Genomic DNA, 24,609 nt, shown 5'->3' with positions numbered 1-24,609 from the left:
GAAAAGTTCTTTTCTCACAGGTAATTTTTATATCATTTTCAATTAAAAATCTTCTCCAACTCTTTATATAACTGCTCTCCACGTAAACCCTTAGCTATAATTTTTCCACTGGGGTCAATCAGGAAATTTTCCGGAATTGACTGGATCATATATTTGCTACCGGCTTCATTCTTCCATCCCTTCAAATCGGAAACCTGTAACCAGGGTAACTTGTCTGCCTTCACCGCCTTCAACCATGCTGCCCTGTTTTCATCCAATGATACGGATAATATTTCAAGGCCTTTTTTATTAAAAGTGTTGTAAACTTTGAGCACATTGGGATTTTCAGCACGGCAAGGGCCACACCAGGACGCCCAGAAATCCAATAGCACATATTTGCCGGCATAATCGGACAGTTTAACGATCTTGCCGTCAACACCGGGTTGATTGAAGTCAATGGCTTGTATACCAGGCCCTATTTGTAACCGCTTTCTTTGATCAGCTATAGCACTGATAATATTTTTTGCCATGAAAGATGATTGAAGTTGTTTATCGAACTGCTTCAATTCATTCTCCAGTTCCGTCAGCCCACTTTCTTCGCGGGGTATGTAGTCACTTAAAAGGTACAGGTTAACAAAGCTGGCAGGATGTGTACTTGTGTATGTTCTCATGTAATCAGTATACTTTTCCATCGCTGCTGTTCCTTCCTTTTCGAGGGCGGCAAGTTTCGCTGTATCATTTTTTTTCATGGCTATTTCATATTGCTTTCTTATTTCAGTTCTTCCTGAAATGTTGTTCGCATTTTCAAATAACCCGGTATATTCATCCTGCGCTGCAGATCCTTTTATTTGCGGATCCTTTACTGAATTTTCATCCCAGCTGTATTTTCCGGTAACGGAGATATTTGAATTTTCAAGAAACATCCCCAGGATAACAGGGGAATTACGTTCTCCGGGCATACAGAAAATATACGCCATGGAAGGTTCATCAACATTTCCCGTGAAAACAAAACGGCCATCAGTTAGTTTGGCGGAATCCGTTGTGTAGGCGCCGTTACGCACTATTCCTGAAAGGTAAATATATCCTGCTGTAAAGTTCTTCCCTTTAGCATAACCGGCCTTACTCACCAGGCCTTCAATATTACCGGTTAAGGTATATTGTGCATTCTTCACCTGCTGTCCGGATACGGTCAGAGAAAATAATATTAAACCAAGGAAAAAAAATAGTCTATTGCTGTTCATACTTCTGGTAAATAATAGTAAATAAAAAAATATTACTTATCTCAGTTAGCTGATCTATAACTGAGATTTATAATCTCACCAAACCCGGTGAACTTCTTAACATAGGTGTGATTGATAATATCTCCCAGATTATCCAGGTCGAAATAATATACTTCCCCTGCAGTTCCTGTGTTAGTTGCCGCCACAATTCTCTTACTGGTAAGGGACAACATTTTCAGGTCTTTTATTTTTACGCCATCGGGAAACGTGTATACCATTTTCGAAGAATTCGCCAGTATATCATAGAGATAAATTTTATTATCTGCGGCATAATAAAGATGCTTTACAACTCCGGAAGCAGCAAAAGCAGTAGCTTTCTCTATATCCGGACTATTGCCGATCTGCTGGTTTAATGCCGGGGTTGCCCCGTTAAGCGAGTACAGGTAGCGGATACCGGCATCATCCTGCATAATAAAGTAGATTTCATCAGATGAAATGACAGACTGCGTTCCATAGCTCCAGCCAACCATCTTCTTTCCAACATCAGCCATGTTGAAACCAGCGCCCGGAGTTGCAGATACAGGACTCAATATTCTGCCGCCCAGCGGAACAGACATAAATCGCCTGTACTTATTATCATAGAATAAAGTGACAGAAGTGGCGGAGTTTATCACAACCGGGAAAAGGGTATAATCACCTGTTAACCTTTCAGAATAAGGCTTCAACACATCCTGGGGATAAAACACAGGTCCGATGCCGGCATACAGTCCTCCGTCAGCAACAATATACTGATCGTAAGGTATTTTATTCATGGCATACGCGCATGAAGCAGTAAATTGCTTCGGCTCCGCAAAAATATCTGCTGTAGTGCCATTCTGAATAAAATCGTCGGCATTGAACCTGTAAATACCCTGGTCTGTAAAAAACATCACCAGCGCAAGATTTGCATAAATACTGGTAATACCGGCACTGACCCCCAGGGCCTTTCCAGGGTAAGTAGTCTTGTTCACATCTTCCGCCGGAGAAAAAAACACGGAATCGTTTGCCCGGATAAAAGACAACCGGGCCTTCCCGTCCTGGTTTGCAGCCACCAGCCACCCCTCATAAAATGCTCCATTTACAGTAAGCGGATACAACATAAAAGAAGATATACCTGTCTTCACACTTGTTACAGTATATATCAGGTCATATGACCCTGGTGACAGTTTAACTGCCACTTTCAGGTCTTTCTTATCAGATAATATCACGGCATCTTCTCCTACCATATAGGCTTTCCACTCATAAGTATAACTATCTCCTGACGGCATGGACTCTGTCAGTTGCGTTTGAATACTGAGTGTATCCAGTTGTGTTATCACAAATGAAGAATCGGCTGTTTTGATGGAAACCGTATTTAGTTTATCATAGACAAACCGCTGATTATCCTTCTGACAGGAAGCCCCGGCCAGCGCCAATATTGCGAGGAATGCTCTGAATATATATTTACGCATGAATTTAATTTTGAGTTGAACTAAAAGGTGACCTCGTTACCGGATTCATCTATCATTGGCCCATTGACAGCTTCATATTCAGCAAGGGCATTTTGTAATTTAACCGGCAAATTGTAGTAACCATCCACGCCGATTGCATCGTAAGAAAAGTCAGAAAGGCCGGTAACCTGCACCATAAACCTGAACTTACGCTCACTGAATGCGCCGAATGCACTCTCCACGTCGTCCCAATAAGAAGGCTTAATGATCTTGTTACTCACGTCAATAATAATTTTTTCGAGGCTGGTTGTTCCTCCGATCTCACGCCCTGTAGCGCCTACCTGGAAATCTTTACCCGGTGCCACCTGGGCAACAAGCCGGAAAGTGGTGGTAGTCATCTCCGGTGAATTCAGCACTACCACAGGATACAGCACCGTTAAAGCGCCGGCAGGCAACGTAATTTCCGGCAACTCGTAGTCTTTACCCTGCCTGGCCGTTGACCCTGCGCCCGCTGTTACGGAAATAACCCGGGGATAGTCAGCTGCCGCACCTACCACACGCATTTTAAGAAAAACGGTATCCCTGTTTTTGGGAACCGGGGAATACGCAAAGGAATAATTGAGGCTGTCTACTTCATACTCATCTACATAAAATGTAATCCCGTCGGGACCTTTATAGGTTGATACATTCTCCTTTTTACAGGCCGCCATCAGAAACAATATGCTGAGAAATAACAGGTACTTCATAAAAACGGGATTTATCAGTTGTAGTTAGGATTAAATTCCAGTTCAGACGCCGGTACAGGAAGCACATACTTACTAAGCGGAATCTCCACTGTCATAAACAGCATTTTGGTTACCTTTTTCCGCTTATAGTAAAAGAAGAGCTGCCCTTCCGCGTAAAACTCTTTCTGGTACTCTTTAGTGATTTCTTTCTCCAGTGTTTGCGGGGTAATGGTACCCGCCTGAAGCTCAGGCAGCGCCCTGTTTCTCCGCACTGTATTCAGATATCCGGCGCCTTCTTCCGGTGTTACAGCCGCTTCCGCCATGATATAGTACATTTCAGATAAACGGATGGCTGGTACATGCTGGTCCAATCTGTTTGAATCCAGTGTATTAAACTGATATGTCTGCCAGAATTTAGAAGGAAAGAGGACGCCTCCGTCCTGTTCAATACGGTAAAGAAATCTGAAATCAGTGGCCCCGCCTGTTGCCGTTTCATAAAGTGTGTTAAAGTTGGCGGCACTTCTTGTCAGCTTTATGTTGGCGCTTCCGTTAAAGCGGAAATATCGTTGTTCTGCCCAGTTCTTTATATCGCGCACACGGATACAAAATATCTCTTCATCAATATAAAGACGATCCCGGTAACCTGCAGTGGATGAAGCGGCATAAGGGGTTACAAACGGGAATTTACCGGAGTTCACTACCACAGAAGCAGCCTGAAAAGCTCCCTGTTTGTCTCCTGCATAAATACGGATCCTTGCCTCCAGGGCCTTTACAGCAAAATAATTCATCCTGATACGCCTGTTTTGTGAACCCGTTAAAACAGGATCAGCATCTTTCATCAGATCTGCCGCCTCGCTAAGATCTGCGAGTGCCAGTGTCACTACTTCTGATGTAATGGAAGGTATTTTTGCGTATTGGTCAGCAGTGGTTTTATAGGGGATGGCCTTCATCGCTGCGCCAGCGGTATACTCAGGTCCAAACATCCGCAATACTTCAAAGTGAAGGAATGCCCTGAGTGCGAGCGACTCTCCCCGTATAAGCGCATAGCTGTTGGCGGAGAGAACATCCTTTCTTTTTTCAGTGTTGACAATGATCTTGTTTACACCGGCGATGGCAGCATATGCCGTATCCCAGATATTGTTGGTATATCCAATTACCTCTGCAGATGCAAAGTTCAATGCCCGTGTTTGAACAAATGGGGCACCGGCTCCGGACACTGCGTAGTTTTGTGCCAGTGCTGACACAAATCCCATTGACAGGTTATCGCCATATAACGCCCGGCTGGCCAGCTGGGAATATACGCCGGTAAGCGCCTGTTGGAAACCAATTTCAGAAGCGAACAGCTGATCTTCCGAAATAACGGATTTAGGCTTTACGTCCAGGAATTTTTTACAGCTGCTGAACCCCCAAGATGCGACCAGGCATATTATTATAGTCAAGCTCTTTTTCATATTCATAATTTTAAAAACCGGCTCTGAGTGAAAGGGAATAAGTACGGGCAAATGGATTGCTGGTACCACGTTCTATCTGAATACTACTTGCACGGAAAAAGTCATTGGTAATGGCTGTCACCTGTAAACTCCGCATACCAATTCTTTTTATAAGCGGACTCCTGTAAAAGTTATATCCGAAGGAAGCCGAACTAAGCGTCAGGTTGTTATCGTTTTGAACAAAACGGGAGGTCAGGCGGGTAGGTTGGGTGGAAACACCGATACGGGTATACGGACTTACATCTCCCGGCCCGGACCAGCCGAGATCATATGCCCTCCGGTCTACGTTAAACGAGGGATCCACAGATTCAACACGGTCTATCAGTGTTTGATTATAGAGCTGGCCACCACATTGGTAATTGAAGATCAGGTTGACCTCAAAGCCCTTCAGCATAAAGTTGGTACCGAAATTACCATTCCATTTAGGCTGACTAATGCCCACCGGTACTTTATCTGCTGCATCCCAGGTGAAAGTTCTTTTTCCGTCTTTTGTAAGATAGACTTCCGAACCGGTTGCCGGGTCTACACCCAGCGAACGAACCGCATAAATGGTATTAATAGATTCTCCTTCTTCAAACTGTACATTGGGTGTGACCTGATCAGTATTAGCCACATTGAGTTTGTTATTGGAAGCCTTCAATTTATTGGATAACTCTTTCAGGATATTTTTATTGGTGAATCCATTTACATTCACTGACCATAAAAGCCCCTTAGCGCTCTTCTCCAGGATTTTATACCGTACAGAGAATTCGAGTCCTGTATTCTGTATCTGGCCTAAGTTCTCTGCATAACTGCTAAATCCTGTGGAGGGAGCAAGGGTAATCTGCGTCAGCGAGTTTTTGGTATTTTCACGATACAGGTCCAGCCGGAGATCCAGTTTCTCTCTTAATAATACCGCATCCATACCAACATTCGCCTTATACACATTCTGCCAGCTCAGGAACTCGTTGCCCAAGCCGATGAGGACCGCTCCCAGTTCTCCGAAATAGCTGGTATTCACACCAAAGTTATACCGGGATTGGGCGCTGTAAGCCGGAATATTAAGTGAACCGGTAGAACCATAACTGGCCCTCAGTTTAAGCCTGTTCACCAGGCTGCTTTTATTGAAAAATGCTTCATTATGGATGTTCCAGCCTATACCGGCCGACCAGAATGTTCCAAATTTCTTTTCTGTTCCATATTGTGATGATCCGTCCCGGCGGGCGGAAATATCGGCCAGGAAGCGGTTGTCATAACTATAGCTTCCACTGTACACCACACCCACTCTCCTGATGGTACTCTCATCACCGGTTGGTCGCCCGTTTGTTTCGTATTGTGCCGCAAACAACAGGTTATCCAGCTTGTCAAAAGGAAAGCCTTCCGTTACCACGGAGTAATAGTTGCTGTTACTGCTGGAAACATTAAACCCAAGCATTGAAAACAACTGGTGAGGTCCCCGTGAGATATTGAGGTTAGCGGTGGTCAGACTCTCATAGCTGGCACTATTTTCATTTCTTACGGTATAGCTTCCCTTTCTGCTGAGGTCCGTTATCTCTGCAAAACGGGAATCCTGGGCGGAATAAAACTGGTCTCCCGAGGCATTCTGTTTATTAAGACTCAGGCTTGTTTCCAGGTACAGGAATGGTACCGGCGTATAACGCATCTGGAAGTTATTGGAAATACCAAAGTACTGGTTGCTGTTCACAGAATGAAGACTCGCATCATATGCGGGATTCGTTTGCGTGTAATTAGTGTAATTGACTAGCAGATCCTCCAGCATTTGTTTTGGTTTCCCTTTCTCATCATAAGGCGCCCAATAGGGATTCATTGCTACATATTCACTGAAGTCGCCGTAAGGAGATTCGTTTGACTTATTCTGGAAGATGCGGACAGAGTTTTTGAATTGCAGTTTATTGACTACATAATTAAGATCAAACTGCCCTGAATAATTTTTACGGTCCTGTCCTTTCATTACACCTGATTGCAGATCGGCGGAAAACTGTAATCCATAGCGGATCGACTGGTCTCCCCCCTGCAGATATAATGAGCTGCGGTTACTGATGCCATCCTGAACCGGAATCCTGAGCCAATCTGTATTCACGCCGCTTTTCATGGCTTTATACCTTTCATTGCGCAGCACATTCAGCTTGTGCTGAGCCTGCGCACTTGAGGAGGAATAAACGCCTGCCCGCTGTTCAAAATCAAGTTTTTCCGCCGCGTCTAACAGATGATATACAGACAGGTCAGGGGTCGTAAACCGGAAATCATTGTTGAATGTTACCTGTATCCTGCCTGGTTTTGGTGTAACAGTAGTAACCACCATTACGCCGTTTGCTCCCCGGGAACCGTAAATGGCGGTGGCAGACGCATCTTTCAGCAAGGTGATACTATTGATCAGATTCATGTCCAGGTCCACGATACGCTGAAGCGTTACTTCAAATCCATCAAGAATAAATAAAGGGGCATTAGGATTGGCAGAAAGCTGACCGGTAAGATTGGGAAATGAGTTCTGCCCGCGCATCTGGATTTCAGGAAGCTGGTTAATATTGCCACCGGCCACATTATTGGGCACAATCCTGAGAGAAGGATCAAGTGCGGATACAGCTGCGAATACATTATTGGCGCTCACCTTTTTTAGCTCTGCACCGGAAATTGTTTTCGATGCGCCGGTAAAATTATTGCCCGAACGCTGGAAAAGTCCCGTTACCACTACGCCCTCAATGCCTTTGATCAGCCTGGCCAAACGCACATTTACCATACCGGAAGACAACATGCGAAAATTGCTTTGGGCATTGCCTTCGGTTTGATCTGGCTGCCCATTGCCGGTAGTAATACGGACAGGGTCCGACATAATAGTATTATTGGCCGACAGTCGAAGCCCCATTGGCATATAACCGATAGATGATATGACAATGCTGGCATTATCCGGTATATTATTCAGCAGGAAACGTCCTTGTCCATCGGTGGAAGTAGCAATCGTTGTTTTCCATACCATTACTGTTGCTCCCGGAAGCGGGTTTCCGTCAATATCCGTTATCTGGCCGGAAAGTGAAGCGGCGGGGGCTGTTACCTCCTTCTTTGCCTCTAACGGTGCCGGGCCTTTCATCTGTAATGCGATGGTATTATCATCCAGCTCATAGGTGAACGGTGTTTCTTTAAGCAGCTCGTCCAGGAATTGCTTTAGCGGCATATTCTTCGCAGCAATGGTGATATTGCTGGTTTCCGTCAGTCGCTGAATTTCACGGCTCTTGAAAAAAGCGTAGAAGCCCGTCTGTTGTTCCAGCGCATTGAGTGCTTTTATCAGTGGTACTTTTTTAGCAGAAAAAGTAACTGATTGCGCCAGCCCGGATGCAGACACCTGTAGAAGAGCTCCTGTTAAAAGGAGAATGGTTAGTTTCATTACCAGCAATGTTTGGTTGATAATCTTTTTTTTCCGGACCGCCGCCATATGGCACGCGCCGAAAATGCTTAGCTGATAAGCAGTTTTTTGCATAATTTGCAGGTGTTTGGTTGATAAATTGAGCGGCACGCTCTTTAATAACTAAGCTTTATACCGGAAGTGGCTCCAATCACTTCCGGTTTTCTTTTGGTTGGCCTTTCTTTCTTACATATATACTTTTATCTGAAATTTATTTTCTTTCTGTTATTATCAGCTTACGGCCTTCTGCGAGGCGAAAACTAAGCCCTGTACCATCCATTAACCTGACTAACGTTTTCAAACTGACCTTCCGGCTTATTTTGCCGCCAAACGGGACTTGCGAAATATGATGATCATAGGTCACCTCTATATCGTACCAGCGTTCCAGCTGTGCAGCTAATTCCTCTATAGTTACATTATTGAAGTCAAAAGCGCCGTTTTTCCAGGCAATGGCTTTATTGATATCTGCATGATCGGCAACGGTAATATCGCTGGCTATACTGGCCTCCTGCCCTGGTACCAGGATAGCTTCGGCCTTCCCGTTACGGATATTTACCTTACCTGTTACCAGCGTTGCTTTCACCCGTGGCTGATCGCCGTAAGCGTTGATATTAAAAGAAGTACCTAACACCAACACCTGGGTTTTATCATTCACCAATACCCTGAAAGGTTGGGATGAATTTTCCGCAACTTCAAAATAAGCCTCTCCTGTCAGCTGCACCTGGCGTTCTTTTCCCGAGAAGCGAACGGGAAAACGGAGTGAAGACTCCGCATTAATCCAAACCTTTGAACCATCCGGTAAAACAATGGAGAACTGTCTTCCCCGTGGAGTAAGAACAGTATTCAGCTCCTCTGCAACCACCTCACCGGACGTGGCGTGTGCATAAGCCAGGCCCCCGTTGTTCAGCACTATGTCAACACCCGCCTGCGAAGCCACTGTTCCGTTGCCTGCTGTATCCAGCACTACTTTATTACCATTTGCCAGTATCAGCACCGCGCCGGGGCGACCAGGGCTAATGTCCTGAACAGCGATCTGGTCTTCATGTACCGGCTTTGTTTTTAACCGGTTAACGGTGTACCAGCCGATAGCCAGCATAGTAAGTACGGCAGCTGCAACAGACAACCATTTCCGCCGTTCCGGCAGGAGCCTTTTCACAGGCGTTTCTGCCTCAATTTGCCGGAGTATTTCTTTCAACACCACCTGTTGCCGCGTTTCATCCCACTGCTGGGCCGTTGATTCGAGTGAGCCCTGGATAGACGCTTTCACGGTTTCATCGTAAGCGCCCGTACCTATGGCTTCTGTAAATTCAGACAACTCGCCGGCGGAAATTTCGTTCTTACGGTATTTCTCAAGTAAGGACTGGAAATAAATCTCATCCATAAACGGTTTTTAAAGCGATACAATATAAAGACGACCACCAGGCTAAAAGTGGGTAGTTGAATTGAAAAAAAATGGGTGTTGACTATTATTGCATCAACAACACCAACAAAATCATTAAAATTTCAGGGTCTTCTATATGGGCCATTACATAGTGGCGAACTGCCCGGGTAGCCAATTTCAGATGGGTTCGCACAGTCTGGATGCTGATCTCCATTCTTTCTGCGATTTCGGCATGGGAAATGCCTGATTCTTTTGCCAGTTGAAATATAATACGTTGCTGCGGGGTAAGGGATTCCACCGCTTGTTTCAAAATTCCTGCGTATTCTTTGGCAGCCAGGATCTTAATAGGTGAATCGGGGCCGTCGTGAAGCAATTCGCCCAGCTGTAGCTGGTGATGCAGCTGGCGTGCACGCGCTTTAAATGTGTCGAAAATAATATTCCGGGCAAGTATGTACAGGTAGTGTTCCGGTTTCTTTAATGTTCCCGGCTTTGTGCGGGTTTCCCACATACGCATAAAAACAAGCTGCACGATATCTTCACATAGTGACTGATCTCCTTTGGTAAAAACCATAGCGGTGTTGTATACTGCAGCACTATATTTATCATAAAAAATAGAAAACTGCCTTACATCTTCATCCGGTATCTTTTTATCACTGGCTGTATTGATATTAGAATGCTGATTGCCCAACCTTTCGCGTTTGGTCAAATTTAGAAAAAAACCGCGAATAGTGCTAATGGCTGGCGGATTGCTTTTGCACCACCATCATTGCATCAAACTTCTCGGCAATCACTTTTGGATCAATGCCCTCCGCGAACTCACTGACCAGGTAATGCCGTTCATCGTTTGGCGCTAAACGCCACAAATTTGTTCCGTCTTCGAAAATGTGGTTATATCCGCGTTCTTCCAGCCTGAAATAAGGCTGGTGCCCTTTAACCGCCACATAAACGGCAATGATGTCGGCGCTGTGGTGCCAGTTTCTTTTCCAGCTTTCCAGGAACAGTTTGTAGGCATGCGCCATCGGCGTGTTTTTATATTGTTCCCTGAAAAAAATCTTCCCGGTAGGCACACTATCGGCGAAAGCCCCGCCGCCGGTGAAATATATGCGGGTGGGCCATGCTGCAACAACATGTTGGGTGGCGTGCGGATCGGACTTGAAATTCCCCCAGGGCCTTGGGTCCTGATCTCCCGGATACCGGCCTCCCATGCATACCAGGTGCTTTACCTTCTTTTTTACCAGGTCAATACCCTTCAATTCACTAAACTGGTCTGCTTCCGTTTGCAGTAGCTTGGAGAGATTGGTCAGGTCGCCCACCGTCACCACCACCACGCTTGTATCCGGTTGTGACGACAGTATCTTCCGGTATAGCAACGTAGCTTCCGGCATATCTTCTCCTAATTTAACATTGGGCTTAAATTCTTCGCAAAGTCTGCGTGCATATTTGGATTTATGATACACGCCAAATCGCTGCACAGCGCCAATAGGGATATTGGACCTGCCGTAGTAGGTATTAATCACATCGGCTGCCCCCGGCGACCATGGATTAAGGCTGGATACCATAACCGCCAGTATCTCGGCGTCCCCCAGATTGGCGAAACCATGAAGCATAGCCAGGGCGCCCACGTCATCGACGTCGGAATCCATATCAGTATCAAAAATAATTTTTACGGGCTGCGCAAAGGCGAGATGACAGAGCAGCAGGCTAAGGATCAACAATCCGAGAGGCTTTATTTGTTTCATCTATTCAACGTGGTCAATTGGGTGATCGTTTTCAGTTTACGTGGTACTTTCATAAAACAGACGTTCAACCGGATAGTTAGGACCCATTGACAGCGAAAAAAACTAACTTAACTTTTCAACCTCGTCATGTAGCTGCTGATCCCAGATAAATTCCATATTGAACTTTCCACCAGATTCCAATCTGAAAACAGCCTTGTTCCATTTGTTTTTGCCTCCCTCAGTAGTAATACTGTGTAATTCTTTTATCCAATTCCTGATCTCCCGGGGAATTTTTCTGACAGACAGGTCAACGGTGGTGCTACCAGCCTGGTAGTCGCCCGTGTAACCTACCACTCCATTGGCAACAACTTCTATATCCAATTTAGCATTTGTCCAGTTACTTTCGTCGATAGCATTAGCGATGCCTTTTGCTATGCTTAAATAAATTTCATCTGCTGTCATAATTTAATTTTAAGTTGTTCTTAAATAGTCCTGGCAATTTAACTATTTAATTAATTACCTGCTTTATAACAAATCTAACGCTTATTAACGGAGGTTGACATTCAGGCTTTAATAAGCATGGATAACCCTATGCAACTTAATCATTACATAGGGTTACAATGTGGTCAGGGCTTGTTTAGTTCACCGGGTAGCGCTTTAATAAGTTCGCTGGTGGTTACGATTGCGTGGGCGTATGCAGGGCCGTTGAGTACATGCGCGGCATGCATCATTTCCGGTGTAAAAGCGGCGGTGGCATCCTTCACCAGGGTTACATGGTAGCCCAGTTCCATTGCATAACGGCAGGTGCTTTCCACGCAGGTGTTGGCCAGCAATCCAATGGCAATCACATGTGTAATACCATGTTGCCTGAGCAGCATATCCAGGTCCGTATTCGCAAAGCCGCTTTGGGCCCAATGTTCGCCGGCAATGATATCGCCCTCCTGCGGGGCGAAGTCGGGATGCCATTCCCCGCCCCATTCGCCTTTGGCAAATGAATGTCGCTCCATAATGCCCACCTGTGTAGGGTTGGGGTACTTCCAGTGTTGATAATCACCTGGCTCCCATCGCTTGTGCGGAACAATAAACACCTGGACGCCGGCCTGCCGGACTGCACTGACAATGGTCCGCAGGTTATCCAGTAAATGATTAGCCTCAGCAACTTCCTTTACTCTCGGCCATATTTTTCCTCCCTCCGACAGAAAGTCGTTATAAGGATCAATAAACAGCAGCGCTGTTTTTTCGCGTTGATAAGTTAGTGCCTTCATTTTTTTTCTGTTTTATAGATTTAAATTTTCTCCTAAGGCATGCCGTTCGATGCTTTTCGCAAACAGCGGTGTTTCGGTTTGATTATGATAAACTGATACCGGCTGACGCTGCGCTTTGAACAGCTCAAAAGGAATTCCCTGTTGGTCGATAAACCTGATAAATTCTGCTGTAGGCTTTGACCTCACCCTGTTGGTAAACTCGCAGGTGTTATCATCAATTTTCTTTACGCTTAGTTCCCAATGTACATGAATGGTAGTCCGGCCATTAGGCGTAAATACATCTGAAACCGATTCCAGGATCAGGTGCGTGGGTTCAGCCAGTTTTTCTACATAATGTTGAACCATCACACTGCCGCCGAGGATCTCCACATTCACAGACATCCGGTTGCCTTCCGGCGAGGTGGTAAAACCCGCTGCTATATGAGCCGGTGAGCACCACTGGTACTCTTTTTCCGGAAGTGTGAAGCACCAGTCCGGAATGTTGATTTTTTCAATGGGTGCGTTGATCACGGCCGAAAAGCTTGAATCAACAATGACCTGTTCATTTCCCATAAAACTTATATTTTAAGTATTAACAATTCTTACCTGATTTCGCTGTCTGTCTTTTATTTATTGAACCGGACCAATCATTTACCATGAGCCGCTTCGGAAACCTCTTTCCATTCTTCAAAGCTGGCAAGACGTTTTTCGTAATTCTGCTTAACCAGTGGATACGCGATTTTACCCAATAATAATCTCAAAGGAGGATTGGGGGAGTCTACGAGTTTAAGAATAGCATCTGCAGTGGCTTCCGGCTCACCCCATACCTCGGGGGCCGTACTTTCTGCAAAGGCTTTTTTCAACGGCGCATAGGTATCTGTTTGTTTGGTTTGAATGGCAGATGCCCCTGCCCAATCAGTCGAAAATCCATTTGGCTCTATCAGCGTAACCTTGATACCAAAATCAGCTACTTCGGCGGCCAATGTTTCAGTCAGTCCTTCCACAGCAAACTTGGACGCATTGTATAATCCCAATAATGGAAGCGTCACCAGGCCGAGCATACTCGATACCTGTATAATATGACCACTTTTCTGTTCCCGCATTATTGGCAGCACTGCCTGGCTCAGCCAGAGTACGCCAAAAAAGTTAGTCTCGATTTGTTCTCTTGCCTCTTCTGCGCTGGTTTCCTCAATGGCGCCAAACAAGCCATAGCCGGCGTTATTGACCAGCACATCTATTCTGCCAAAATGATCCTTCACCTGCCTCACTACTTCAAAACTTTGTTCCCGGCTGTTTACATCCAGTTGTAGCGGGAGCACGGAATCGCCGTACTTCTCAACAAGTTCCTTCAGATGATGAAGATTTCTTGCAGTCGCAGCAACCTTATCGCCGCGTTGCAAAAGCGCTTCAGCCCATATTTTACCGAATCCGCGTGAAGCGCCTGTTATTAAAAACACTTTCTTTTCCATTGTGTTTGTTTTCTAATTTGTTCATTTTATGATATAAATTATGGCGTTGGTGCTTTCTTACAGCACCAACCAGTCATAGACTAACGGAGCGATTTAAACGCCGCACGCATTTCTTCAGCAAAGAGCTGCGGTTGTTCCCATTGGGCGAAGTGGCCGCCATTATCTACCTCATGGAAATAAATAAGTTTGCGGTAACTTTTTTCTGCCCAGCTTTTTGGCGCCTGGTAAATTTCACCGGGGAATACAGTGATGGCAACAGGTATCCGGATCTCTGCTGTTTTTTGTTCCACCGCGTTAAAGTTGTTGTTATTGTTTTCCCAATAAAGCCGTGCGGCCGAAGCTGCCGTATTGGTAAGCCAGTAAAGGGTGATATCGTCCAGCATCTCATCTTTTGTGAGCACCTTTCCGGCATCGCCTCCGCTGTAGGTCCAGTCGTTAAACTTGTCGAGAAAAAAGGCTGCAAGACCGGCAGGAGAATCCGACAGTCCATAACCCAGGGTTTGCGGACGGGTAACCATCATACCCGCATAACCGGCGCCTTTGGTATACAGGTAAGCCAGCGACTTATAAGCGGCAATTTCCTTTGCCGACAGTCCTGCGGGCGTAGGAGCGCCGCTGCTAAGTGCCTTGGCTATGTCAGCAGGAACTGTTGCAGGCATATTAACGTGGATACCTAACAGACCTGCTGGTTGCTGGCGGGCCATCGCATCCGCTACTACTGAGCCCCAGTCTCCGCCTTGCGACACATAACGGCTGTATCCCAGGCGCTTCATCAATACATCCCAGGCGTGCGCAATCCGGTCGGGCCCCCAACCAGTACCTGTTGGCCTTTCAGAAAAACCGTATCCGGGCATAGAAGGTATTACAACGTCGAATGCATCTTCCGCGCGGCCACCATAAGCCTCAGGATCGGTAAGCGGACCAACGGCTTTTATCAATTCAAAAACGGATCCCGGCCAGCCGTGGGTGATAATCAATGGAAGCGCATTGGGATGCTTCGAACGCATATGTACAAACTGGATATCGAGTCCGTCGATGTTGGTGATGAATTGTGGCAAGGCATTGAGTTTTGCCTCTGCCTTCCGCCAGTCATAATTTGTTCCCCAATAGTTTACCAGGTCCTGGATTTGCTGTAACTGCACGCCCTGGGTCCGGCCGGCAACAGTTTCCTTGTCTGGCCATCTCGTTGCCAGCACCCGTTGCCGGAGGTCGGCCACGGCCTTTTCAGGAACGCTGATATGAAAAGGACGAATTGCTTCCGCCGGTTTTGAGTTAGCGGGCAACGGCTGGGAGAAACCAGCTAAAGGAACCGCGATAAGGGCAAGGCCACTGATAATTGCATTGGCAACTGCATGTTTGTTGTTTTCAATTGTTTTCATTGCTTTATGATTTATTTTTCAATTTTTATTCTGAGATATAATCACCGGCGTAAACCAGTGCGGGCTTTTTAACCTTTGCGTTTAAAAGTCACCTGAAATGGTAGTTTCTTTCCATTGTTCCAGTTCAGCTGTCAAGGTTTTTAATTTCCCGGAAGCCCGGTTGTAAGCATCCCGGCCCAGGTAAAGATGAAGCGGAGGGTTGTTGTTTTCAGCGAGTGCAATCAGTATTGCTGAAGCCCTGCCCGGATCGCCGGGTTGTTTGCCATTAGCCGCCAGGTAACGCTCCTGCGTTTCTTTAACTGCCTTATAACCGTCAATTTTACTTTCGGTATAAACCAATGAATCACTGGTTAGAAAATCTGTTCTGAATCCCGACGGTTCAACAACGGTTACTTTAATATTGAACTCCTGAACATCAGCCGCCAATACTTCGGAAAATGCCGCCACGGCTGATTTTGTGGCCGCATAAATTGACCAGCCCGGCGCGCCGGCAAAACCCGCCACCGAGCCAATATTTATAATGTAGCCCGATCCCTGGCTGCGCATCACCGGCAAAACACCCTTTATAACATTGATGGTCGCCAGCACATTAATTTTAAAGATGTTGATAATATCCTGTTCTGCTGTTTCTTCCACCGTTCCAGCCATTCCATAGCCAGCATTATTAACCACCACATTTATCCCACCGAAGGCTGTCAGTGTTTGCCGTATGGATTCATCAATACAATCCGGGTTATTCAAATCGACAGCCAGCGGCAGAAAACGATGACTGTCTATCAATCCAACCGCCCGGGTGAGCGCACGCGCATCGCGGGAAGTTGCTGCAACACGGTAACCTTTATCAAGCAGCATTTTCACAAGCGTCAGCCCTAATCCGCGAGAGGCCCCGGTTACATACCATACTTTTGAAGTGTCCATAACATTGTGTTTAAAATATTTGCAATCCAATCAGCGGCTTCGTTTGTTTCCAGGCATGACATATCCCGGCCGGGTATTTCCCTGCTTTAAAAAATGCCTGTGATAAATAATTCAGGTTATTGTGCTTACCCCGGATTCAGGATATCCAGTCCGCCGGCGATTCCCGGCGCATTAGCAGGAAGAGACGCTGCTAAGCTTTTAAGTGGTCAAAGTATGCCGTTGTTTCTTCCAGTATAGATCTCATCAGATCACCCGCCTTAACATGTTTCAGCACGGGAGCTATCTGGCCACCCCAAAACAATATCATATCCCATTTCTCCTGCTCTGTAGCCGCTTTTCTTAAATGCGACATAAACTGTGTTTGCAGGGGGAATGGCAGGAATCCTTTTTCCTGTTGAACCAATTCCTTTGCAATGCGACTGGTTATTCCCCTGCCAAGCCGGCCTGTGAATGCCCGTGATAAAGTGGTGTATTTAGCGGCGTCCGAAAACAGCATCTGCTTATGAACGGGTGTGGCGTTAGATTCTGCCGTTGCCAGAAAAGCAGTGCCAATTTGCGCAGCGTCTGCACCAAGTACCAGCGCGGCGGCCACACCTTTTCCATTTGCAATACCGCCTGCGGCAATAACCGGTGTCTTTACCTTCTCTTTAATCAGTTGCAGTAATACAAATGTTCCCATGGTAGATGATTCGGCCGGCGCCAGGAATGATGGGCGATGTCCTCCGGCTTCAAAGCCCGATGCGATGATCAGGTCTACCCCGGCAGATTCCAGAAAAATAGCCTCATCCAGTGTGGTGGCGGCGCCAACAGTAACAATACCAAGCCGGCGGCACTGCTCAAGGATGTCGGCAGATGGAACGCCAAACATAAAACTAAATACCGGCGGCCGCTCATGCAGGATCACTTCAACCTGGTTTTCAAAACGGGCTTTGAATGGTGCTGGTTTTCCAGGCAGTGCGATTCCCAACTCGTCAAAATAAGGTTTGAACAGCTGCCGGGCCTTTTCAAATTGTTCGTCTGAAACACTCCCGTCTGCCGCATCCGTATCCGAAACCCAGAGGTTGATGTTATAAGGCTTATTCGTAGCCAGTCTGATCTGCTGGTTTATTTCAATGATCTCCTGCGGACTTAAAGTATAAGCCCCGTATCCGCCGAGTCCCCCGGCATTCGACACGATTGACACCAGTTCTACAGAAGATAAATTACCGCCAAATGGTCCTTGCAGGATAGGATACTGAATCCCTAATATTTTGGAAGCTTTTGTCTGATACCACATAACTTTTAAGTTTAGTCCGCTATATCGGTAAGCATCTTATTAACAATCATCCACCGGTTATTGATTTTATGAAACGAGAGAAATTCGTCATAATTAAATTCGTACATTTTAACGTGAATTTTTGCCATCGCTATAGTATTAACAACATCAATGGAGATGATAGTTCCTTTAAAAGGTTTGCCGGAATCTTTCACACTTTGACGGTTTTTCACCCCATCCAGGTACTGATCAAGAGTTTTGGCGTATGGCTGGCCCTTCACATCTCCGAACAATAAGGTACCGGGATGGTAAACATTTTTCAGGATGTTAATGTCGCCTTCGTAAATTCCTTTGAAATAATATTCTTCCAGCGCCTGGGCAATTGCCAGGGAATCCTGTTGACTGGTTTCCATTTTCATTGAATTTTGTGCTTTTAAGACCAGTATGATGCCGGACAAAAAAGCGGTTAAAAAAAGCGTTTTCATGTTATTTCAGATGATGTCCTGCCGCCATTCCGCCGTCTACGTCGATGATGGCGCCTGTAATAAAGTTACTCTTAGCAACGGTATAAACCATTTCAGCGATATCTTCCACTTCTCCAATGCGGTTCAGTAAATGCAATCCTGCGCTCTGACCGGCATTATCACCGTGCATAGGTGTGCGTATTACACCCGGGGCAATGGTGTTGACCCTGATGTTATCTTTGCCGAATTCGGCAGCCAGCTGCAGGGTGAGTGCGTGTATCGCTCCTTTTGATGCCAATGGCGCAGTAGACGGAGCGCCTCCCAGCGCGTGGTTTACCAATGGCGTACCGATGTTAATGATTATGCCGTGGTGCTGCCGGAGCATTTGCGGGATAACCGCCTGGGTAGTAAAAAAAGTACCCTTCAGATTGGTGTCAAGAAATTTGTCGAGATAAGCTTCATCCACCTCAAGAAATGGCTTTGTTTCATAAATACCTGCATTGTTTACCAATACATCTGCTGAACCAAATTTCTCCATAGCTGTTGCCAGTATCTTCTCACCGGTACTTTTATACTTCACATTACCGGCTACCATAGCCAGGTTTTCGCCTGCGCCCAATTCGTGGTAAACCTCTTCCAGTTTCCCGGCAGTTAAAGAATTAATTACTACATTATCTCCGTTTTTTAAAAAGTGCCGGGCTACCTCTTTGCCTATGCCCGATGAGGCGCCGGTAACTATCACTGTTTGCTTTTTCATGGCTTTATTTCTTTTCAGCGGTTATCCCTTTCTCTCTTAATACAGATACTTGTTCCCCGGCAACGCCCCAGTCGTCCAGGTCATATTCCTGGATCACCACAAAGGTCAGTTGCGGATCTTTATTCAGGGTGTCACTGATCAGGTCAGTGACACCTTTAATCAGGATTTGCTTTTGCTCTCTTGTAACGCCTTCACGGGTTACTTCTATTTTAACGTATGGCATGACTTAGGTTTTTATGCTAAAGCCGTTTTCAGGCGGCTTTAGCGGTTACAGTTACGTTTAGTTCAAAATCGTTATAGATTAAGGTATCTCCCAGGTCTTTAAAGAAATTACCTGAGCGGAACTTTATGCCGTACCGGGTACGGTCAATCACCAGCTTGCCGGTGGCAGTTACCAGTTCGCCGTTAATACTAACCGCTACATCAAAACCGACCGGATGCGTAATACCTTTAATGGTCAGATCACCTTCAACATGATTGCCCACCACGGAAGTGATTTCCAATGTTGCTTCCGGATATTTATCAGTAGAGAAAAAATCATCCGAAGCCAGGTGACCAAAAAATTGCGCATTTGTTGCAGGGTCTGTTACATCCAGTATTTTAATGGAGGTGGTGTCGATGACGAACTTACCACCGGCAAGTTTTCCGTCATTCAAAAGGAGTTCGCCTTCTTTAACGGCGATGGTGCCGTTGTGGGCGCCGGTTACTTTTCTGCCAACCCAATCAATGTTGCTTTGGGTGCTTACGATGTCAAATTTTTTTGTTTCCATGTTTTTATGTTTTTAATGTTACCCCAAAGTACGGTAGCATTTTCAACATGGCTGCGTGATCTACATCACATTTGAAGGGAGGTGTTACGTATGTGATCCAGGTCACTTTTCATTAAATCGAACCTTAATTGGGGAATAAAAAAGCAGGTATTTAAAATACCTGCTTCAGAAAAGATATAAAGTAACTTATAGGTTACAGCCGGCTGAGGGTTTCCCTTGAAACGCCTAGGTACGCGGCGATGAGGTTCTTGGGAACCATATTATAAAGTTCCGGATATAGTTTTAACAACTCTTCGTAACGGTATTTCACATTATTGTTCATAAAGGACAACAGCCGCTTTTGAGCAGCAACATATCCCCTGTTGGTCCTCCATCTGAAAAAATGCTCAACAATATGCAGTTCGTTACATAACTTTTCCCTGTCGTTGTTAGTAAGCGCAAGGACTTCCGCATCAGTGATACAATCTACATTGATGGTGGCTTTGGTTTGACTATATAAGGCGTTGTAATCCGAAGCCCACCAGGTGGGCATGGCAAACTGCAGGATGAACATTTTCAGATCATCATTGATAAAAAAAGATTTTAAGCATCCTGAAATCACGAAGTACTCACAATCTACCGTATCGCCCTCGGCAATAATAACCTGTCCTTTTTTAAAGCTCAGTGGCTTAAAATGTGAAAAGAAATAATCAAACTGCTCACCGGTTAAACTGACAAATTTCCCAATATGAGCTTTCAACGTTTCTTTAGCTTCCATAAGTGATTTTTACTAATGCTTTGACCTTTTCAAAGGTAAGCATTCTTCCAAAAAATATAAATATGGAAGAACATGACCACAGCGCTATTTCTCTAAAATCAATTGGTTACTTTGGTTATCAATAGACCAGCGCCGGAATTTGTTGAGAAAAGTTTTGCCGAGCAAAAAGGTATCTGCTTCTTTGGAGGCCCCAATAACCAGGTTATTAACGGAGAATTTACCCACCTGAACATTGTTGATCCTGTACACATCACACAAAATCTCCTTCCCGCTGGCAAGGGTATATGTTTGCTGTCCCAGAAAATCATTGCCGGAAACCAGTTTTAATTGAAGCAATTTATTGATCATGGTATCTGACACCAGCATGTCAGTGGCGCCGCAATCCAGCATCCACACATTTACGAGCGGTCCTATTTTTACTTTCAGCTTTGTCATGGCGCTTACGGTAATTACATCAATAGAATCGATCCTCCTGTTACTGGTTACATCCAAGCTATCGGTCGCCCTCCAGGAAGTGGTAGGAGATACTTTTTTATAGGGATATCCACCGCAACGATAGGCAATTTCATTAAATAACATGGAATTGGGATCGTTCATATCTTTAATGGTTTGCGCATTTATCTTCCGCTTTGTCATAATAGATACCGCACAATCACAATATGGATTTATCCTGCTTTCATCCAGTTTCTCCTTTTGATTCCCGCGAATATAGGCGGCCATAGAATCACGATAAGCTAAAATCTGAGCGGGTGAGAAAAAAAGATTGGTCTGGGAAATATCTTTGTAACATTGATCAATGCGCGCCTGAAGCAGGGTATCTTTTTCTATAAGTTTTGCCAGTGAAAAATTGGGATACAAGCGCTCATATTCTTTTATCTTTTTCATAGGGAAATATCCGTCGATCGCGTCTACCTGGCAATTACAGATCTGAACGGCCTCTTTATTTGAGGCATCCGCTTTCATCCCATTTATGCAACGCCAGAACAGCGTACTTTTCGACCACACAATTTTCCCCTCCCGGGAGCGGACATATTGCTCACCATCCGTAAACTGGGCAGATACACTACCGGCGATAAAAAGTAATATTAAAGTAAGAAAACGCATAAACAGATGCTATCAGTGTGGAAGCAAGTTAATTAAAAGTGTTTAAAGCAAAGAGATTCGTACTCCCGGATGCCGGGAACAAGATAAAAAGCCCCTGCAAATTTTCATTGCAGGGGCTACACCGCTTTGGCCCGTACTTCTATTGCTGCTCCTTTCTCGCATTAAAGAAGAGATAGTCTGTTCCCGGGGCATCCGTTATCCCGATGCTTCTGCCGATAGTAACGATTTGTCCCCTGTGGTAGGTACCATGATTAACAAAATGTTGTATATACTCATAGCGGGATTGGTTGGCTTCAAACCAGGGACTTACCACTTTTATTTTTTCCACTAAATCATTCCGGGAGAATGATTTTATCTCGTTTACCAGCACTTGCGACCTATTAATGAGTCCCTGAAAAACTTCGTCCGCGTTGAGGTCTTCTATGCCATAACGATTTACGAAATCTGGTTGCTGGCAAATAATGGAATACCAATATTCCTCCATTCCCCAAATGTGATTCAAGGTTTTGAGAATGCTGGAAAAACTTGACGGCGACTCCTGATTCAACTGTTCTGTTGTTTTATTGGACAACCAATCCACGAATTGTTGGTTTACCGACAAATTATAGCCGGCGTAATTTGTAACTAAATTTTGCAAATCCATTTTTATTCATTTAATGTTTAAGCAAAATTATATGGGGGTATTGACAGCCCTATGTCAAGGGTAGGAAAGGGTTAATAATATTTGTCAAAATATTCCTGCAAGGTCATTTTATGAGGGGTAAACTTTTCAGAGAGGGTTTCCAGTCGTTTAATCCTGTCCAGGCGGAAATACCGGAACTCTTTGCGTAAGCGGCACCACGCTACCAATAACCAGTTCTCCTGTGTGTTTAATAATGCAAAAGGCTCAATCAATCTGCTGGTCACCTTGTTGGCTTCATTGGCATATTCAATTCTTGTTACATAAAAATTGGTAAGGGCAAACTGGAGATCAGATAAGTTATTACTGTTCCTTTCCCTGTTGCGGTTCTGGTCAAACTGTGTCCGTTCTGCCAGGAGATTGGCTTTATCTTTTACATGATGTCTTAATACCGCTTTTATTTTTTCGATGGCTTCTGAATAATCTTTAATGAAAGAAGCATCCTTGTTTTTCAGCACTAACTGTTCTGCAAGAATCAAGGCGTTGGCCTGGTTCTCCGTAAACATAACGGGCGGAACCCGGTACCCTTCCATCAGGGAATAACCTCTTCCTTCTTCTGTCAGGATTGGAACGCCTGCCTGTTCCAGTGCTTTAATATCCCGGTAAATGGTTCTGCTACTCACCGAAAATTTACCGGCTAATTCTGCTGCCGTCAAAAGCCGCTTTGTTTGCAACTGGGTTAAGATGGCAGTGAGTCGCGACAGCCGCTTTGTATCATTATCAATCATTATCGAAATTTCCCGGCATTGAATTTTGCTTATGATTTCCTGTTCAAATCTGTTATCAGCAAAGGGTTATCTTTTTTCAGTTCACTGATCAGCGTAGCCACTTCGGTGGTAGTAGGATTCCGCATCAGTCTTTCCAGTTCAGCATTTGTTATGCCCACCAGTTGCAGGAAAGACACTTCGCCGTGTGGCGTTTCTATTCTTCCCAGTTCGGGGTCTAGCGCCAGCACGAAGGCGGTTATCTCCGTTTGGGTATCGAGCCGTATAGGGCCTTTGGCCGGTATAAAATGATTCTCTTCAAACCATTTCCCGCTGTTAAATACATACCGCGCAAGGTTGTTCATTACATGAACGGCCCACAGCGGATCATCCTTATCTTCTGCAAATGGTTTCAACCGGAAAGTAAATTCAAAGCCCCATTTGCTGAACTCACCACCAGCCTTTTCCTGGTCGTAGTACAGCTCCGACATGCCATAACTGATAATATGCCTGTGGTATTCATGTTTGCTCGAATCGTAAATGCTTGCGCCATCGATGGGGTCAGTGCCTCCGGCCATAAAGTGTATGCCACAGAGCGGTCCGTAATGACGGGGTTCGGTTTTACCGTACACCGTTTCCAGGGCACTGTCTATTGAAAGCCATCCAACGGGATCATCCTCCCTGAACCTTTGTTTGTACTCTTCTGCTGTCATAAGAATAGTAGGTTAATGGCTCTAATATAAGCCAAGTTGTGAAAAAAGCCATGCCCGTATATTGATTTTATTGTCGCAATTGCCCTGCAAATTGGCATTTTTACCCCCATCAGGATCACGTGTTTTGATGTAGGTTTACCCTATCAAAATATACATATCATTATGCAACGCACATCCATTATTTTTATACTCTTATTAATCGTAACACATTTGCAGATACATGCACAGCAAAAACAAACGGGCCACTATGCAGTGGTGAATGGCTTAAAGATGTATTATGAGATCCACGGCAGCGGCGCGCCGCTGGTACTGCTTCATGGCGGAGGTTCTACTATTAAGTCTAACTACAGTGTTATCCTTCCGGAGCTGGCAAAAACACACCAGGTAATTGCCGTAGAACTGCAGGCGCATGGTCATACGGCCGACATCGACCGGCCGCTGAGCTTTGAGCAGGATGCGGATGATGTGGCTGCTCTTCTCGGGCAACTGCACATTGCCAAGGCCAGCTTTATGGGCTTCAGTAATGGAGGCACTACTGCGCTGCAAATTGCCATACGGCATCCGGAGCTGGTAAATAAACTGGTACTGGCCTCTGCCCTTTTCAGGCGCGATGGTACGCCTCCCGGCTTCTTTGATGGCTTTAAAAAAGCTAGTCTGGACAATATGCCTCCACAGTTAAAAGAAGCGTACCTGGAAGCTAACCCTGATCCCAAAGGACTTGACGCGATGTTTCACCGGGATGTGGCAAGGATGGAAAATTTTAAAGATATCAGCACGGAGGATATAAAAAGTATCCAGGCGCCGGCGCTGGTGATAAACGGCTACGCAGAGGTGATCCTGCCGGAACATGCGCTATTATTAGCACGCACGTTGCCGCATGCGCAACTGGCGATTCTGCCGGGCGGTCATGGCGACTATATCGGGGAAATTTGCGCACCTGATAAACAAAGTAAAATACCGCTGCTGGTTACCACCATGATTACCGCATTTCTTAAAGAATAACAGGGCGGAGAAAGA

Annotated in this window: 25 protein-coding genes; 1 reads left to right on the top strand and 24 read right to left on the bottom strand. The window is 45.4% G+C overall.

What is annotated here, in order from left to right:
- Positions 1-38: 38 nt before the first annotated feature.
- The 24 genes from AB6805_RS11325 to AB6805_RS11210 all read right to left on the bottom strand — a co-directional run bounded on the left by AB6805_RS11325 (position 39) and on the right by AB6805_RS11210 (position 23,592).
- Positions 39-1,220 carry a thioredoxin-like domain-containing protein gene (locus tag AB6805_RS11325; RefSeq protein WP_370909537.1) on the bottom strand — a complete coding sequence of 394 codons (1,182 nt, stop codon included), beginning with the start codon at positions 1,218-1,220 and terminating at the stop codon, positions 39-41.
- Between the two features lie 41 nt (positions 1,221-1,261).
- Positions 1,262-2,689, bottom strand: a complete 1,428-nt coding sequence (locus AB6805_RS11320) for a PKD-like family lipoprotein (protein WP_370909536.1) — start codon at positions 2,687-2,689, stop codon at positions 1,262-1,264.
- 20 nt (positions 2,690-2,709) lie between these two features.
- Positions 2,710-3,414 carry a DUF4843 domain-containing protein gene (locus AB6805_RS11315; RefSeq protein WP_370909535.1) on the bottom strand — a complete coding sequence of 235 codons (705 nt, stop codon included), beginning with the start codon at positions 3,412-3,414 and terminating at the stop codon, positions 2,710-2,712.
- A 14-nt stretch (positions 3,415-3,428) separates the two neighbouring features.
- Entirely contained in the window at positions 3,429-4,844 is a 1,416-nt protein-coding gene (locus AB6805_RS11310; RefSeq protein WP_370909534.1) for a RagB/SusD family nutrient uptake outer membrane protein, read from the bottom strand.
- Positions 4,845-4,854: 10 nt separating this feature from the next.
- Positions 4,855-8,355, bottom strand: a complete 3,501-nt coding sequence (locus AB6805_RS11305; RefSeq protein WP_370909533.1) for a SusC/RagA family TonB-linked outer membrane protein — start codon at positions 8,353-8,355, stop codon at positions 4,855-4,857.
- Between the two features lie 136 nt (positions 8,356-8,491).
- Positions 8,492-9,661 carry a FecR family protein gene (locus AB6805_RS11300; protein ID WP_370909532.1) on the bottom strand — a complete coding sequence of 390 codons (1,170 nt, stop codon included), beginning with the start codon at positions 9,659-9,661 and terminating at the stop codon, positions 8,492-8,494.
- A gap of 85 nt (positions 9,662-9,746) precedes the next feature.
- On the bottom strand, positions 9,747-10,367 hold the full coding sequence (locus AB6805_RS11295) for an RNA polymerase sigma factor (RefSeq protein ID WP_370909531.1): 621 nt from the start codon (positions 10,365-10,367) through the stop codon (positions 9,747-9,749).
- Positions 10,368-10,392: 25 nt separating this feature from the next.
- Complete coding sequence (locus tag AB6805_RS11290; RefSeq protein WP_370909530.1) at positions 10,393-11,400, bottom strand: nucleoside hydrolase; 1,008 nt, start codon at positions 11,398-11,400, stop codon at positions 10,393-10,395.
- Between the two features lie 102 nt (positions 11,401-11,502).
- Positions 11,503-11,841, bottom strand: a complete 339-nt coding sequence (locus tag AB6805_RS11285; protein ID WP_370909529.1) for a hypothetical protein — start codon at positions 11,839-11,841, stop codon at positions 11,503-11,505.
- 164 nt (positions 11,842-12,005) lie between these two features.
- Entirely contained in the window at positions 12,006-12,644 is a 639-nt protein-coding gene (locus AB6805_RS11280; RefSeq protein ID WP_370909528.1) for a cysteine hydrolase family protein, read from the bottom strand.
- A gap of 12 nt (positions 12,645-12,656) precedes the next feature.
- Positions 12,657-13,196, bottom strand: coding sequence for a hypothetical protein (locus AB6805_RS11275; protein WP_370909527.1), 540 nt, complete (start codon positions 13,194-13,196; stop codon positions 12,657-12,659).
- Positions 13,197-13,270: 74 nt separating this feature from the next.
- The gene (locus tag AB6805_RS11270) at positions 13,271-14,092 is read right to left on the bottom strand and encodes an oxidoreductase (protein WP_370909526.1); all 822 of its coding nucleotides are present in this window, start codon (positions 14,090-14,092) and stop codon (positions 13,271-13,273) included.
- An 80-nt stretch (positions 14,093-14,172) separates the two neighbouring features.
- The gene (locus AB6805_RS11265) at positions 14,173-15,471 is read right to left on the bottom strand and encodes an epoxide hydrolase family protein (RefSeq protein ID WP_370909525.1); all 1,299 of its coding nucleotides are present in this window, start codon (positions 15,469-15,471) and stop codon (positions 14,173-14,175) included.
- Positions 15,472-15,552: 81 nt separating this feature from the next.
- Entirely contained in the window at positions 15,553-16,389 is an 837-nt protein-coding gene (locus AB6805_RS11260; RefSeq protein ID WP_370909524.1) for an SDR family NAD(P)-dependent oxidoreductase, read from the bottom strand.
- Between the two features lie 190 nt (positions 16,390-16,579).
- Complete coding sequence (locus AB6805_RS11255; RefSeq protein WP_370909523.1) at positions 16,580-17,665, bottom strand: NAD(P)H-dependent flavin oxidoreductase; 1,086 nt, start codon at positions 17,663-17,665, stop codon at positions 16,580-16,582.
- 11 nt (positions 17,666-17,676) lie between these two features.
- Positions 17,677-18,057: a nuclear transport factor 2 family protein gene (locus tag AB6805_RS11250; protein WP_370909522.1), complete on the bottom strand. Its 381-nt coding sequence runs from the start codon at positions 18,055-18,057 to the stop codon at positions 17,677-17,679.
- Between the two features lie 73 nt (positions 18,058-18,130).
- Positions 18,131-18,865 (bottom strand): SDR family NAD(P)-dependent oxidoreductase, encoded by a 735-nt coding sequence (locus AB6805_RS11245; protein ID WP_370909521.1) that lies wholly within the window; start codon positions 18,863-18,865, stop codon positions 18,131-18,133.
- Between the two features lie 4 nt (positions 18,866-18,869).
- A complete protein-coding gene (locus AB6805_RS11240; RefSeq protein WP_370909520.1) occupies positions 18,870-19,088 on the bottom strand; it encodes a 4-oxalocrotonate tautomerase family protein in 219 nt (72 codons plus the stop codon).
- A 28-nt stretch (positions 19,089-19,116) separates the two neighbouring features.
- A complete protein-coding gene (locus tag AB6805_RS11235) occupies positions 19,117-19,635 on the bottom strand; it encodes a YceI family protein (protein ID WP_370909519.1) in 519 nt (172 codons plus the stop codon).
- 193 nt (positions 19,636-19,828) lie between these two features.
- Positions 19,829-20,392: a Crp/Fnr family transcriptional regulator gene (locus AB6805_RS11230; RefSeq protein WP_370909518.1), complete on the bottom strand. Its 564-nt coding sequence runs from the start codon at positions 20,390-20,392 to the stop codon at positions 19,829-19,831.
- 84 nt (positions 20,393-20,476) lie between these two features.
- Entirely contained in the window at positions 20,477-21,496 is a 1,020-nt protein-coding gene (locus AB6805_RS11225; protein ID WP_370909517.1) for a retroviral-like aspartic protease family protein, read from the bottom strand.
- Between the two features lie 139 nt (positions 21,497-21,635).
- Complete coding sequence (locus AB6805_RS11220; RefSeq protein ID WP_370909516.1) at positions 21,636-22,139, bottom strand: DinB family protein; 504 nt, start codon at positions 22,137-22,139, stop codon at positions 21,636-21,638.
- A 71-nt stretch (positions 22,140-22,210) separates the two neighbouring features.
- Complete coding sequence (locus tag AB6805_RS11215) at positions 22,211-22,903, bottom strand: helix-turn-helix transcriptional regulator (protein WP_370909515.1); 693 nt, start codon at positions 22,901-22,903, stop codon at positions 22,211-22,213.
- A gap of 29 nt (positions 22,904-22,932) precedes the next feature.
- A complete protein-coding gene (locus tag AB6805_RS11210; protein ID WP_370909514.1) occupies positions 22,933-23,592 on the bottom strand; it encodes a suppressor of fused domain protein in 660 nt (219 codons plus the stop codon).
- Positions 23,593-23,754: 162 nt separating this feature from the next.
- Between AB6805_RS11210 and AB6805_RS11205 the strand changes: the two genes are divergently transcribed.
- Entirely contained in the window at positions 23,755-24,594 is an 840-nt protein-coding gene (locus tag AB6805_RS11205; protein ID WP_370909513.1) for an alpha/beta fold hydrolase, read from the top strand.
- Positions 24,595-24,609 lie beyond the last annotated feature (15 nt).

The sequence above is a fragment of the Chitinophaga sp. RCC_12 genome (genome assembly GCF_041360695.1).
Lineage (GTDB): Bacteria > Bacteroidota > Bacteroidia > Chitinophagales > Chitinophagaceae > Chitinophaga.
Note: the sequence above shows the minus strand (reverse complement) of the source record. Positions and strands in the feature narration are given on the sequence as shown.

Bases quoted from the DNA above. Each gene is read 5' to 3' on its own strand.
- AB6805_RS11300 (WP_370909532.1), bottom strand. From the start codon at position 9,661: ATGGATGAGATTTATTTCCAGTCCTTACTTGAGAAATACCGTAAGAAC.
- AB6805_RS11235 (WP_370909519.1), bottom strand. From the start codon at position 19,635: ATGGAAACAAAAAAATTTGACATCGTAAGCACCCAAAGCAACATTGAT.
- AB6805_RS11310 (WP_370909534.1), bottom strand. From the start codon at position 4,844: ATGAAAAAGAGCTTGACTATAATAATATGCCTGGTCGCATCTTGGGGG.
- AB6805_RS11225 (WP_370909517.1), bottom strand. From the start codon at position 21,496: ATGCGTTTTCTTACTTTAATATTACTTTTTATCGCCGGTAGTGTATCT.
- AB6805_RS11250 (WP_370909522.1), bottom strand. From the start codon at position 18,057: ATGGAAACCAGTCAACAGGATTCCCTGGCAATTGCCCAGGCGCTGGAA.
- AB6805_RS11245 (WP_370909521.1), bottom strand. From the start codon at position 18,865: ATGAAAAAGCAAACAGTGATAGTTACCGGCGCCTCATCGGGCATAGGC.
- AB6805_RS11305 (WP_370909533.1), bottom strand. From the start codon at position 8,355: ATGCAAAAAACTGCTTATCAGCTAAGCATTTTCGGCGCGTGCCATATG.
- AB6805_RS11220 (WP_370909516.1), bottom strand. From the start codon at position 22,139: ATGGATTTGCAAAATTTAGTTACAAATTACGCCGGCTATAATTTGTCG.
- AB6805_RS11230 (WP_370909518.1), bottom strand. From the start codon at position 20,392: ATGGAAGCTAAAGAAACGTTGAAAGCTCATATTGGGAAATTTGTCAGT.
- AB6805_RS11315 (WP_370909535.1), bottom strand. From the start codon at position 3,414: ATGAAGTACCTGTTATTTCTCAGCATATTGTTTCTGATGGCGGCCTGT.
- AB6805_RS11255 (WP_370909523.1), bottom strand. From the start codon at position 17,665: ATGTGGTATCAGACAAAAGCTTCCAAAATATTAGGGATTCAGTATCCT.
- AB6805_RS11265 (WP_370909525.1), bottom strand. From the start codon at position 15,471: ATGAAAACAATTGAAAACAACAAACATGCAGTTGCCAATGCAATTATC.
- AB6805_RS11320 (WP_370909536.1), bottom strand. From the start codon at position 2,689: ATGCGTAAATATATATTCAGAGCATTCCTCGCAATATTGGCGCTGGCC.
- AB6805_RS11210 (WP_370909514.1), bottom strand. From the start codon at position 23,592: ATGACAGCAGAAGAGTACAAACAAAGGTTCAGGGAGGATGATCCCGTT.
- AB6805_RS11240 (WP_370909520.1), bottom strand. From the start codon at position 19,088: ATGCCATACGTTAAAATAGAAGTAACCCGTGAAGGCGTTACAAGAGAG.
- AB6805_RS11275 (WP_370909527.1), bottom strand. From the start codon at position 13,196: ATGGGAAATGAACAGGTCATTGTTGATTCAAGCTTTTCGGCCGTGATC.
- AB6805_RS11325 (WP_370909537.1), bottom strand. From the start codon at position 1,220: ATGAACAGCAATAGACTATTTTTTTTCCTTGGTTTAATATTATTTTCT.
- AB6805_RS11205 (WP_370909513.1), top strand. From the start codon at position 23,755: ATGCAACGCACATCCATTATTTTTATACTCTTATTAATCGTAACACAT.
- AB6805_RS11260 (WP_370909524.1), bottom strand. From the start codon at position 16,389: ATGGACACTTCAAAAGTATGGTATGTAACCGGGGCCTCTCGCGGATTA.
- AB6805_RS11285 (WP_370909529.1), bottom strand. From the start codon at position 11,841: ATGACAGCAGATGAAATTTATTTAAGCATAGCAAAAGGCATCGCTAAT.
- AB6805_RS11280 (WP_370909528.1), bottom strand. From the start codon at position 12,644: ATGAAGGCACTAACTTATCAACGCGAAAAAACAGCGCTGCTGTTTATT.
- AB6805_RS11270 (WP_370909526.1), bottom strand. From the start codon at position 14,092: ATGGAAAAGAAAGTGTTTTTAATAACAGGCGCTTCACGCGGATTCGGT.
- AB6805_RS11290 (WP_370909530.1), bottom strand. From the start codon at position 11,400: ATGAAACAAATAAAGCCTCTCGGATTGTTGATCCTTAGCCTGCTGCTC.
- AB6805_RS11215 (WP_370909515.1), bottom strand. From the start codon at position 22,903: ATGATTGATAATGATACAAAGCGGCTGTCGCGACTCACTGCCATCTTA.